The 12,728-nt window shown below is 42.3% G+C and carries 10 protein-coding genes; 5 read left to right on the top strand and 5 right to left on the bottom strand.

Going from position 1 to position 12,728, the window contains the following annotated elements; genetic code table 11:
* Nucleotides 1–39: 39 nt before the first annotated feature.
* From ybaK to dnaK, 3 genes are all read right to left on the bottom strand, one after another.
* A complete protein-coding gene (gene ybaK, locus CTT31_RS20120; protein ID WP_260492886.1) occupies nucleotides 40–498 on the bottom strand; it encodes a Cys-tRNA(Pro) deacylase in 459 nt (152 codons plus the stop codon).
* Nucleotides 499–636: 138 nt separating this feature from the next.
* Nucleotides 637–1,773, bottom strand: coding sequence for a molecular chaperone DnaJ (dnaJ, locus tag CTT31_RS20115; protein ID WP_138580617.1), 1,137 nt, complete (start codon nucleotides 1,771–1,773; stop codon nucleotides 637–639).
* A gap of 153 nt (nucleotides 1,774–1,926) precedes the next feature.
* The gene (gene dnaK, locus CTT31_RS20110; RefSeq protein WP_102058005.1) at nucleotides 1,927–3,849 is read right to left on the bottom strand and encodes a molecular chaperone DnaK; all 1,923 of its coding nucleotides are present in this window, start codon (nucleotides 3,847–3,849) and stop codon (nucleotides 1,927–1,929) included.
* Between the two features lie 262 nt (nucleotides 3,850–4,111).
* Here dnaK and CTT31_RS20105 point away from each other — a divergent pair, with 262 nt between their 5' ends.
* Genes CTT31_RS20105 through CTT31_RS20090 form a run of 4 tightly spaced genes read left to right on the top strand, consistent with a single transcriptional unit; the run spans nucleotide 4,112 to nucleotide 8,391 of the window.
* Nucleotides 4,112–4,906: a thioesterase family protein gene (locus CTT31_RS20105; protein ID WP_260492885.1), complete on the top strand. Its 795-nt coding sequence runs from the start codon at nucleotides 4,112–4,114 to the stop codon at nucleotides 4,904–4,906.
* A gap of 60 nt (nucleotides 4,907–4,966) precedes the next feature.
* Nucleotides 4,967–6,160: a PqiA/YebS family transporter subunit gene (locus tag CTT31_RS20100; RefSeq protein WP_039495075.1), complete on the top strand. Its 1,194-nt coding sequence runs from the start codon at nucleotides 4,967–4,969 to the stop codon at nucleotides 6,158–6,160.
* Nucleotides 6,157–7,812, top strand: a complete 1,656-nt coding sequence (gene pqiB, locus CTT31_RS20095) for an intermembrane transport protein PqiB (RefSeq protein ID WP_039495072.1) — start codon at nucleotides 6,157–6,159, stop codon at nucleotides 7,810–7,812. Before CTT31_RS20100 ends, pqiB begins: the two co-directional genes overlap by 4 nt.
* On the top strand, nucleotides 7,813–8,391 hold the full coding sequence (locus CTT31_RS20090; protein WP_260492884.1) for a PqiC family protein: 579 nt from the start codon (nucleotides 7,813–7,815) through the stop codon (nucleotides 8,389–8,391).
* On the opposite strand, the gene CTT31_RS20085 is transcribed toward CTT31_RS20090, so the two are convergent.
* Both CTT31_RS20085 and CTT31_RS20080 read right to left on the bottom strand, forming a co-directional pair.
* Nucleotides 8,386–8,895: a GNAT family N-acetyltransferase gene (locus tag CTT31_RS20085; protein ID WP_260492883.1), complete on the bottom strand. Its 510-nt coding sequence runs from the start codon at nucleotides 8,893–8,895 to the stop codon at nucleotides 8,386–8,388. The genes CTT31_RS20090 and CTT31_RS20085 overlap by 6 nt on opposite strands.
* 365 nt (nucleotides 8,896–9,260) lie before the next feature.
* Nucleotides 9,261–12,146, bottom strand: a complete 2,886-nt coding sequence (locus tag CTT31_RS20080; RefSeq protein WP_260492882.1) for an insulinase family protein — start codon at nucleotides 12,144–12,146, stop codon at nucleotides 9,261–9,263.
* A gap of 117 nt (nucleotides 12,147–12,263) precedes the next feature.
* On the opposite strand from CTT31_RS20080, the gene CTT31_RS20075 reads away from it, so the two are divergent.
* Nucleotides 12,264–12,686: an MAPEG family protein gene (locus tag CTT31_RS20075; protein WP_069019300.1), complete on the top strand. Its 423-nt coding sequence runs from the start codon at nucleotides 12,264–12,266 to the stop codon at nucleotides 12,684–12,686.
* The last annotated feature ends 42 nt before the right edge of the window (nucleotides 12,687–12,728 follow it).

Here is a 12,728-nt window from a genome sequence, read left to right as displayed (position 1 = left end):
TATCTATAATCAAGATGGTTTTTTACGCTGAGCCTGCCGTTAGAACAGTGCAATTTTTGCTTTGCATAGCTGCTCTACCGTAGCAGGTGAAACAACGACTTCAACTCCCCGCTTGCCCGCACTAACATAAATTTGCTCAAATGCTAAAGCACTCTCGTGAAGTAACGTGGGCAGCTGCTTTTTCTGCGCAAACGGGCTTATACCGCCAATTAAATAACCAGTTACCTTTTGCGCGTTGTGTTGATCTGCAAGCTGTGCTTTTTTCCCCTTACACGCTTTAGCAAAGGCTTTTAAATCCACTTGTTGCGTGGCAGGAGAAACAGCTACATACAATTTACCATCAACGTCAATCAGCAGGGTTTTAAATACTTTTTCTCGGTCTAGGTTGAGCTTTTTCGCTGCTTCATTAGCAAAGTCGTGATCGTTAGGGTCGTGCTCAAATTGCAGCACTTGGAACGCCACTTTCGCCTTTTTAAGTAGGTTAATTGCCGGTGTCATTACAAACTCCTTTTAAGCAGATGTTGATTTCTGTTATACCAAGAAACAAACACTTATGCTATCGCCTTACGATGAGGCCCATCATCCATCAAAACAAAAATGCCCGCTATCGCAGCGGGCATTTTCAATAAGCTTAAGTTACTTAGTTAAGTCATCAAAGAACTTCTTAACGCCGTCAAAAAAACCTTGTGCCTTAGGACGGTTCTTACCGTTGTTTTCACCCATAGACTCTTCAAACTCTTGCAGAAGCTCTTTTTGGCGCTCGTTTAAGTTTACTGGCGTCTCAAGGACAACTTTACAAATTAAGTCGCCTACCGCACCGCTACGCACAGACTTCACGCCTTTACCACGCATACGGAACATTTTGCCTGTTTGACTTTCCGATGGGATCTTCAGTTTTGCGCGACCATCTAGGGTCGGCACTTCAATCTCACCACCGAGTGCTGCCGTAGTGAAGCTAATTGGCACTTCACAGTACAAATTATTGCCGTCACGTACAAAGATTGGGTGCTCTTTTACACTCACTTGTACGTACAAGTCGCCGGCTGGAGCACCATGTGCCCCCGCTTCACCTTCGCCAGACAAACGCACTCTATCACCCGTATCAACCCCTGCTGGGATCTTAACGTTAAGTGTCTTCGTTTTCTCCACACGGCCTTGGCCGTGACAGCTGTTACACGGGTCCGAAATGATCTGACCTGTGCCCTGACAAGTTGGACAAGTTTGCTGTACCGCAAAGAAGCCTTGGCGCATTTGTACTTGACCTGCACCATGACAGGTTGTACAAGTTTTAGGCTTAGAACCAGCTTTCGCACCACTGCCGTCACATGGTTTACAACTCACCCAAGTTGGTACTTGGATATCCACTTCCTTCCCACGTACTGCCTCTTCAAGACTTAACTCTAAGTTATATCTTAAATCTGCACCACGCTGTTGTCTTGATTGACGACGACCACCGCCACCACCAAAAATATCACCAAATACGTCCCCAAAAATATCGCCGAAGTCGCCAGCGCCGCCAAATCCACCATGACCAGCACCACCACCTTGTTCGAAAGCTGCATGGCCGTATTGATCATACATCTGGCGTTTTTGACTATCAGTCAATATCTCGTAAGCTTCTTTTACTTCTTTGAATTTCGCTTCGAGTTCAGCGTTACCAGCAGTACGATCAGGGTGATATTTCATTGCAAGGCGTTTATACGCCTTTTTAATGTCACGTTCACTGGCGTCTCTCGCAACACCTAATACTTCATAATAGTCAGGTTTAGACATTTTTATCACACTACTCTTTCTTGGCAACTTATGTCGTTGCAAACTCTGCTGAGTTCTGTTGCTTGCAAATTAATGCCAGACAACAGTCTAATTTATAAACACGTAGGGCGCGACAAGCCATACAGCCAGCGCGCCCTCACTCAAGACCTACAATTACTTGTCGTCTTTAACTTCTTCAAATTCAGCGTCAACTACGTCGTCGTCTTTTTTCGCTGAACCTTGTTGGGCACCTGCGTCACCGCCAGCTTGTTGAGCTTGCGCTTTTGCTTGAGCGATTTCCATAAGCTTTTGCGATTTCTCTGCTAGTGCTTGTGTCTTAGCATCAATTTCGTCTTTGCTATCACTCTTGATTGCTGCTTCTAGCTCGCCAAGTGCAGCTTCAATTGCTGTCTTGTCATCAGCTGGAAGGTCGTCACCCGCTTCTTCAACTTGCTTGCGTGTAGCATGAACAAGTGCATCAGCTTGGTTACGAGCGCCAACTAGTTCTTCAAACTTTTTATCTTCTTCTGCGTTTGCTTCTGCATCACGTACCATTTTTTCAACTTCATCGTCGCTTAGACCTGAAGAAGCTTGGATTGTGATCTTCTGCTCTTTACCTGTGTCCTTGTCTTTCGCAGACACATGTAAGATACCATCAGCATCCACATCAAAAGTAACTTCGATTTGTGGCACACCGCGCTGCGCTGGGCGAATACCTTCTAGGTTGAATTGACCTAGAGACTTGTTATCGCTTGAACGCTTACGCTCACCCTGTAGTACGTGAATTGTTACTGCAGACTGATTGTCTTCTGCTGTCGAGAAAGTTTGCGACTTCTTGGTTGGAATAGTCGTGTTTTTCTCAATTAACGCAGTCATTACCTGACCCATAGTCTCAATACCTAGAGACAGAGGACAAACGTCAAGTAGTAGTACGTCTTTCACGTCACCCGCAAGTACACCACCTTGAACCGCCGCACCAACTGCTACCGCTTCATCAGGGTTAACGTCTTTACGTGGCTCTTTGCCAAAGAATTCAGCTACTGTTTTCTGTACCAGTGGCATACGTGTTTGACCACCAACTAGGATGATGTCATTTACGTCGTTTACAGAAAGGTCTGCATCAGCAAGTGCACGTTTTAGTGGCTCGATTGATTGCGCAACTAAGTCTTCAACTAGTGACTCAAGTTTTGCACGAGTTAGCTTAACGTTCATGTGTTTAGGACCTGTTGCATCAGCAGTAACGTAAGGTAGATTTACCTCAGTTTGCTGTGCTGAAGACAACTCGATCTTCGCTTTCTCAGCCGCTTCCTTAACACGCTGCATCGCTAGCGGGTCGGTTTTTAGGTCGATGCCTTGGTCTTTCTTAAATTCTGCAACTAGGTAGTTGATAACGCGGTTATCAAAGTCTTCACCACCTAGGTGAGTGTCACCGTTAGTTGCTAGTACTTCAAAGGTGTGCTCGCCTTCAACTTCATCAATCTCGATGATTGAGATATCGAATGTACCACCACCTAAGTCGTATACTGCAACAACGTTGTCGCCTTGCTTCTTATCCATGCCGTAGGCAAGTGCTGCTGCTGTCGGCTCATTGATAATGCGCTTAACTTCAAGACCTGCGATACGACCAGCATCTTTTGTTGCTTGACGCTGTGAATCGTTGAAATATGCAGGAACTGTAATAACTGCTTCAGTTACTGGTTCACCAAGGAAATCTTCAGCTGTTTTCTTCATTTTCTTAAGAACTTCAGCTGAGATCTGAGGTGCAGCTCTTTTCTCACCACGTACTTCAACCCAAGCGTCGCCGTTGTCCGCTTTTACGATGTTGAAAGGCATGATGCTAAGGTCACGCTGTACTTCTTCATCTTCAAAACGACGACCAATTAGACGCTTGATCGCGTAAAGTGTATTTTTAGGGTTAGTCACTGCCTGACGTTTTGCTGGCTGACCTACTAGTGTTTCACCATCATCTGTAAATGCAATAACAGAAGGAGTTGTGCGGTCGCCCTCAGCATTTTCAATAACGCGCGGCTTGTCACCATCAAGTACCGCTACGCAAGAGTTAGTAGTACCTAAATCGATTCCAATAATTTTACCCATGAATCATCTCCGACTTCAAAATTCGTTGTTCAGTTAGTTGATTTGATAAATAAGGTCACCAATTTGTAATTCAAGCGTCACAACTAAAAAAAAATGAAAAAAATTGAAATTTTTTTGCTTTTCGAACGTTTCGGTCAAAAAAACACCCTTAATTGCTTATTTTGAAACAAGTGAAGAAGAAAATACGATGTATTTGACGCTTGATTACCTGGTTAGACCAGTTATGCTAAATGCAACACAATAAATAATGAGAAATGACAACATGACATTTGATGAAATTATTCAGTCGGAGCATTTACAGCAAGCGCAAGCACAAATGACGTTTCCTGCAAGTTGGTGTCAAGGCCGCACTGCGTTTGGCGGATTGTCTGCAGCAATAGCAGTGCAAAGCATGAAGCATCAACTGAAAGAGCCTCGTCGACTGCTCTCTGTGAGCGTAAACTTTGTCGGACCACTGCTAGAAGGCGCACCATTTACCGTTGCAACAACGATTTTGCGTAGCGGAAAAAATGCAACCCAAATGCAAACTCAACTGATCCAATCAGGCGAGGTTTGTCTTATTGCTATCGGGTGCTTTGGTAAAGATAGAGCATCCGCTATCCAAGTTACAAATGTCGATAGCCCCACTCTTTCAGATGTTAATCCAAAGGCAGTGCTTCCATACCAAGAAGGTGTGATGCCTGCATTTTTCCAGCATGTCGCGCTCAATGCCCAGCAAGGGGCTTTACCATTTACAGGTGCACCATCTTCAAATCTAGGTGGTTGGATGCGATTTAAAGCACAAACTACATCGGTAAATGAACTACATACACTAGCTCTTGCTGATTCATGGCCGCCAACCTTACTCCAGATGTGTAAAGCGCCAAGCCCCGCCAGCAGTATGTCTTGGTACATAGAATTTTTGTGTGATATTTCACTCGACTCAGACTCTTGGCTGGGCTTTGAAGCCGTGACCCACCATAGCCAAAATGGTTATGGTATTGAAGATGCTAAAATTTGGTCACAAGATGGCAAGCTGCTCGCCCTAAGCCGCCAAACCGTCGCGGTATTTGATTAACATTGATAAATTTGGGCGCATCAAGCAAACTAGCATAAAAGGAAATCAACGGATTTTTGTGTGATTACAGCTTGCCCTGAATGCGATACGCTTGTTGAAATAGACGCTATCGAGTCCCAAAAGCGTGCGGTGTGCCCAAACTGTCGATGCGTGTTGTGTCATGTACAAGGACACCAAAACCAATTAGTACAAGCCTTCAGCTTTTCTGCGTTACTATTTTTATTCGCAAGCTTATTTCCAGACTTTATCTCCTACACGCAACACGGTATCACTCAAGTTGTAAGCCTCTGGCAAGCGCTCATATTGTTAGCTGAACATTACAGCTATTTTCTAGCTGGGTTATTTGCCTTCACTATTTTAGTTATGCCTGTTGCCGTATGCTCGTTGCTACTACTTGCACACACCGAGTATTGGCAAATCATCAATGCGCACAATGCCCGGCATTTAGCCAAATTACTTTCAGCACTAAAACCGCTTAATCTCACAGATATATTTTTAGTCGCCGTGCTCGTGAGCGCTTTTAAATTAATGTCTTTCGCTGAATTGGAGATGGGCCTTGGGTTTTGGGCCTATATTCTGTTCGTTTTGTGTTTTATTGAAGCGCTCTCACTTTTCGATCACGAGTACATGTGGCGTAATCAGACTCAATGTAATCGTCACCTAATGGAGCCACAGAATTTATCTTCCACGCTAAAACGTTGCAAGGTTTGTGGCTTTTTGGGTGAAGGTGAAAAATGTCAGCGTTGCTACGCCAAACTAAAATACCGCAAATCTCAATCAACGCAAAAAAGCTTAGCTTGGATGCTCACCAGCGTCGTGCTACTTGTACCTGCTAATTTTCTGCCCATCATGGATACCATCAGTCTTGGGCTTCATACTCCTGCAACGATTTTTTCCGGCGTTCAAGTGCTTTGGGAAGCCGGCTCTTATCCCGTAGCAACACTTATTTTTCTCGCAAGTATATGTATTCCTATCGCAAAAGCGTTACTATTGAGTTACTTACTTGTACGAGTTAAAAAACCCAAAGACCCAATCACAGCAACAAAAGTGTACCGCTTGCTCGAATTTATTGGTCGCTGGTCGATGATAGATGTGTTTGTGGTGATAATCTTAGTGTCTTTGGTACAACTTGGTACGGTGCTAAATGTCGAGCCGGAAATTGGTATCGTGTTTTTTACTTTGATGGTGCTTTGCCAAATTGCAGCCGTTAATAGTTTTGATCCAAGATTATTGTGGGATAAAAATAATCAATGACTACTCAAGCTGATATAGAAGACAAACCAAAGTTTTCAGTGATATGGATTATTCCAATTATCGCGTTGCTCATCACAGGCTGGATGTTATATCAACATCAGGCAAATAAAGGCCATACTATTTTTATAAAAATGACTGACGCAGATGGCATAATTGCAGGCAAAACTGAGGTGAGAGTAAAAAGCGTTAAGGTCGGGTTAGTCGAGTCATTAAAGCTTGAGTTAGCGCAAAATGCAGTGATTGCAAAAGTTAGGATTTTACAGCCCTACCGTGATTTATTGGCTGAAGATTCCTCTTTTTGGGTAGTAAAACCTAGAATTGATGAATCCGGCATCTCAGGCATGAATACGCTACTCTCTGGAGTATATATAGAGCTCTCCCCTGGTGATGCAAAAACACGTTCGAGCATATTCACCTTAATGGATGAACCTGCATTAATTGGCTCAGAGGTGCAAGGAAAGCGCTACCAACTCGTGGCTTCAGATGCTGAAGTATTAGACGTTGGCTCCAGTATTTTTTTCCGCAATTATAAAGTGGGTCAGGTTGAGTCTGCGCACTTTAGTGTCGAAAGCTTAAAAATGGAATATGGTATTTTCATCTATTCGCCATACGATACCCTTATCACAGACAACGCTATTTTCTGGATTAGTTCCGGCATTGATTTTAAACTATCAACGGAAGGCGTTGAAGTGTCGACAGGATCGCTAGCAAAGATGATCAAGGGCGGGATTTCTGTTGACTATCCACCAACTATGCCAAGCGGCACTGCGGCGCTCGAAAACAAAACCTACGCCTTACACAAAAACTTTGCAATGGCTTTAGAGCAACGTTTTGATCACTTTGATTACTATCTCATTGAGTTTGAGCAATCAATTCGAGGACTTCGAGCTGGCGCACCAATTGAATATAGAGGTATGCGAATTGGTACGATAGAGCAAGTTCCTGCGACTGGTGTTAGCGACGATAGACCTTTATACTTTCAACAAAATAACACTTCTGTGCCTGTATTGGTTAAAATTGAGTACGGCCGCATTTACGAAGATGCACAGCTTGCACAAACATATTGGTCAGAAAATATAGACAAATGGATTAGCAGCGGCCTTAGAGCGTCACTAAAAAGTGGCAATTTGTTAACAGGTGCGGTATATATAGAGTTAGACTTTTATCCAAGTGCAGAAGTCGTTAGTTCAAACAAAACGACTATTTATCCAGTATTACCTAGCGTTCCGAGCGGTATTACAGCACTTTCTGAACAGGTCACAAGCTTACTGAACAAGTTAAATGGGTTACCTCTTGAAACAACTGTTAAGGAACTAGAAGGTGCCCTTCAGCAACACAGGTTACTAGCAATGGAAATGAATCAACTCGTAGAGTCTATCAATAATAACAATATAACAGACAAGGTTGGCGGTAATTTAACGAGCTTAAAAGATACGTTAAGCCAGCTCACATCAAGCTTGAAGCAATTTGAGCAAACCATGACTCAGTACCAAAAAGGTTCAGGTGTTATGGATCAACTTAGTAATACCCTTGAAGAACTTGAAAGTTTGTCAAATCGCTTAAAGCCTATTTCTAAAGGGTTGAATGAGCAACCGAATATGCTTATTTTCAATAAAGAGAGCGGTACAGATCCACTCCCAAGGAAAAAATAGATGAAGACTGGCTTAGCGACATTTTTGCTTTTATTTTGTTTAACGGGCTGTATAACGAATCCATCGCAGCCGGTTAGTTATTATCAGTTAGAAGCAAAGAGTGTCGCTGACGAAAAGCAAGTTGAGCTCAATCACGTTCTCTTGGTTGATAAAGTGCAGTTGATTGAATTGTTTGATCAGCAAGCTTTAGTGCAATATCAACCAGAGAACAAAGTAAATATCGCTAATTTTCATTTTTGGGCTCAGCCACCTTCCGATATGCTGACTTGGAGTTTAGTAAACGCGTTAAATGCAACCAATAAAACCACTGCAATTAAAAGCGATAAGTTTTATCGCAACACGCAAGAACATCAACGCCTCGTTGTAGAAATTAACGAGTTTGCAGGGCACTTTGAAAAAGGCGCTGTGATGAGTGGAACTTGGTATCTTTATCAGTACAAAGAAGGGAGCTATCAGCTAACCCAAGTGCAGCCATTCCAATTTGAAGCAACGCTTGAGCAGGATGGCTTTAGTGCTCTTGTATCTGCACATCAAAAAAACTTTAACCAACTAACTGCACAAATAAGTCTGCATTTATAGTTGACACTCAAACACCACTACAGGTGTTAAGTCATTATCAATTATTATTTTACCAATACGACTAAATCCCACTTTGCTAAGTAGGTTAATGCTGTTGCGGTTACTTTCTAATGTAATAGCACCTAACTTGATGTAGCTTTGTTCTAATTTAGCATGTTCCATAAGTAACCTAACGGCCTCAGACGCATAGCCTTTTCCGGTAAACTCATCTAAAAGCGCATAACCTAAGTCTGGAATATTAAAAAAAGGTCTTTGATATAAGCCACACAACCCAATACTAGTATTGCTGCTTGCTTCTACAACGATGTAAGCTGCAGGCTTACCAATTTGATAGGGAATAAGGTAAGCTTGCTCGATATGCTCCTCAGCTTGTTGTTGCGTTTTTATGCCTTTATTACGGATGTTATCGATAAAGCTTTTTTGATTCAAAAGCCTGAGTAAGAAGCCGGCATCATTTAAAGTTGCTTTCCTTAAAAAGATCCGTTCTCCCATCGCTATCGTCATTCTGCCTCCAAAAATATCATAATTAACCTGAGGTTTGGATAAGGAATGCTCCAACTCATTGTTTCTAAAGCACAACTTAGTTTTTTCCTTGTCTAGCCAGAGAGTTTTAGGGAAAACACCGCTTCCGCGTCCTGCTCTCGCTAAGGTACCTACATCCTGTAGGCAAGGCGAATTTACGCACCAATAGCTGGCTATTGGAAGTGAATTCAACGCAGTTAGCGCTAAAACTGGCTGCTAGAAAGGCATTAATTATCCGCAGCTCAGGTTAATTAACTTCCATGGGAACTTTAGCATTTACATAAGCGAATAAAAAAGCTGGGAAACGAATTTGCCCAGCTTTTCATTACTACTGAAATACCGACTGGTTACTGTTGGAATTTCACGTTTTTATACATTTGCTCAACTGAGTCTAGTTTAGTTTGCTTCGGTAAATCTGCAAACGGCTCAGCTTGGAACTTAGCACCGCGTAATTGAATATTTAATCTAGCAGCATCGGTGTTCATTACAGTTTGCTGATAGTACGCTTTAATATCTTCTAATGTGACCGCTTTAACTGCAGCGATTAACTTAGCTTCGGAATCAAACGCCATATTTTCTTTGAACCAATCGCCTATTAATGGTTGTAGTTCTTCAGAAAGGTTTTTTGGCTCTTCGGTTAATGAGACTAACACTGCATTTTTTAACTGCTCAAACGTTGCCCCATCTAACGTGGCTAAGTCTTTAGCGTATTCATCTTTATACGCGTCAAAGCGAGCTTGCATGCTTTTAGCATCTTTTACCGGTGTTTGAATATAGAAGCCTAGCGCTGAATATTCGTCAATAGCGACACTCGTTGCGCCAACCGCATACGCTAGCTGCTCTTCGGTTCTCAGACGTTCAAACGCCGCCGTCCTTAAGTGCCCTTGAAGCACCATCGCCGCCGCCTTTTGCGCATAGCCTTTGATTGGGTGCACTGCAAAATCGATCACAGCAACATCGGCAACATCAATGTCTTGTTGCCATACCAGTGTCTGCTTTTGCTCTGGTTGCCAATATTTAGCACGTGCGTACTCGGTCACTTTTTGGCGTTTAGGCAGCGCATTATCAAGCGTCTCTTTTACTGTTTGCAAATCGGCTTTGTCGTAGTTGCCATAGGCAAAAACACGAACTTGGTTATTCGTCAGAATTTGATTCTGCACTTTATCTAAGTCTGCCAGAGTCAAAGATTTAGCTGCTGATATCAATGCGGAGTCATCATAACTTCCTGAACGGATAAGTTTTTGATAAACACCGAAAGCTTGTCTGAATGGGAATTCTTTTTCTTGGTTTTTAATGCCGCGTACGTAACGATCAATGGCTTGGTCAAATGCTCGCTTATTCGTTTCTACACGAACACCAGAGAGCGCATCCTTTATTAATAAAGCTTGCTTATCAGTAAAACCTGAAATATCTAGCATTATCCCATTTGCAGGAGTCAGCCCAAGATGCATACCCGCTATGCTCGCTTCTGTCATTAACTTTGCTTTATCCAAACGGTATAAATCAGCCCAAATCGACAGTGCAACCTCAGTTTTGATGTCTTTTAATGTACTAGGGTTATTGACGTAGATTTTCAGACTACCTTTAGGCTGTTGGTAGAAACGCTCACTCGCAGCATGCCAAACCGTTACGCCATCAGCATCAATAACCTTCTGAACGCCCTTTTTCGCATCATCCGCAGATGTTTTCAGTGCGAAGTTTTCTGGTAGCAAGGTATTTACACTAGGTAGTGCTAAATCGAAATTTGCCTCTTCTTTCCATTTATCAAAATCGCTACGCTTTAAGTCTACAATCTGATATTCACCATCATAGAAGTGTAGTTTTGCATCAGTAGGTTCATCTTTACTGATATACCATACCCGCATTTGCTCAGGCGTTAATTGCTTCAAGACAGCATTAACAGCATCAGCATCAAACTGCGCATAGTAGTAGCTCGCATTGATAGCGTGGTTCATTGGGTAATGCTGCATGCTATCCGCGAGGTTACTGACGTAACCAAACTCATCGCCTTTTTCTAAAAACCTAAATTGATTATTTAGCGACGTTTGGATTTCCTTGAAGTAACGGCTATCGACGCCTTTATCACGGATCATATCGATATAATCAAGTACCGTACCTGTAATTAACTCGCGTTGCTTTAAGCCCTCATCGGTTAACTGAATATCAATCTGCAATGTTCCATAGTTGCCATAACTATTTGGTGTCGCGAATGCGCTTAACGATGAGATTAAGCCTTTATCTTTTAGTACTTGAGCTGGGCTACCCGCCATTTCATTACTTAGAAGGTATGTAATGAAATAGTTCGGTTTAACCGCAAACGCGCTTGCGTTGTTTTTGATAGTGAAATCAAGTTGTAGCGTCTTTACGTCTTCATTTGGTTTGTAGTGGACCAACTTCTGCCCAACGTTATCGAAGTTAAGCGATTGCTTAACCCCTGGCTTCTCGATGTTTTTATTCTTGATTGTCGTGAAATGCTTTTTCGCTTTTGCCACCATCCGCTCAATCGGCTCGTTAGAAATCATGGCTAACTTCATGATATTCGCAGAGTAGTACTTATCATAAAAAGCAACGGTCTCTTGATGTAGTTTGCTACCTTCTTTATCACCTAACGTTTCTAGGTTACCAATAAGAAAGCGATTAGCTGAATGCTCTCCCATCATGTTTCGTGCAAGTTTAAATTGACCAAAAAAGTCCATTTCACGACGCATAGACCACTCTGCGTTTACTGCATTTTTTTCTTTTTCTGTGTACTCAGGGTAAAGCTTTGGAGATTTAAAGAAGTCGGAGAACCTGTCTAACGCCTCATCATAGGCATCGTTGTTCACTTTGAACATATAATTAGTAATATCCAACCAAGTGTAAGCATTGTGTGCACCACCGTTTTTGGTCATGAACTCAGAATAACCTTTGCTATCTGGATACTTTTCTGTACCAAGGAATAGCATATGTTCAAGATAGTGCGCCATCCCTTGCTGAGACATAGGATCGTGTAGTAGACCAACGCCAACACTCAGCGCTGCCGCTGACTTCGATACAGATGGATCTGATACCAAAATGACTTCAATGCCATTTTCCAAGGTTAACGTTTGATATTGTCTATCATCATTAGGACTTACAACCAGTTGCTCTGAAAGAAGATGCTCAGTCGTGTCTGAATGATTAAGTGAAGAAGTTGTACCACATCCAGTCAAAACTGCTAAGGTAAGTGTGCTAATTGCGAATAGCTTTTTCATAAAACAATCCATTATTGTGATAATTACTTTTTGGAACCAGACTATCATCGTCATTCGACTAAGCTTTTGCAATATAGAAATTTTTTGTTTTGTAACACTTCGTAAACTGAGGAATCTATGCCGACATCCATTTATTTACTGCTCGCCGCGCTATTTTTACAAACTCTACTGACCTTAGTCATCATGGTCATTATGGGGAAACGTCGATTTAAAGCTGCACGAGAAAAACAGATCCAGTTTGATCAATTCAAAACCATGGCGCTCGACAACGCGCCCGAAGAAGTCATTCTGGCATCCAGAAATTTTACTAATCAGTTCGAAATTCCCGTGTTGTTTTTTGTGGTTTCTCTTGCCGCACTCGCAATGAAACTTGTTACGTTGTGGTTCAGCATCTTCGCCCTACTGTTTGTAATTAGTCGTATTGCGCATGCCTATGTTCATATCGGTAGTAACCATATTCGAACGCGTTTTCGCCTCTACCTTGCAGGATGTGCCTTCATTGTGTTGCAGTGGATCACATTACTTTTAACACTTATATAACTAAAAATAATAAAAATGCCATCCGTTTTAGCTAATTGTTCT

The organism is Pseudoalteromonas maricaloris (genome assembly GCF_024746855.1).
GTDB classification, from domain to species: Bacteria; Pseudomonadota; Gammaproteobacteria; order Enterobacterales; family Alteromonadaceae; genus Pseudoalteromonas; species Pseudoalteromonas maricaloris.
Note: the sequence above shows the minus strand (reverse complement) of the source record. Positions and strands in the feature narration are given on the sequence as shown.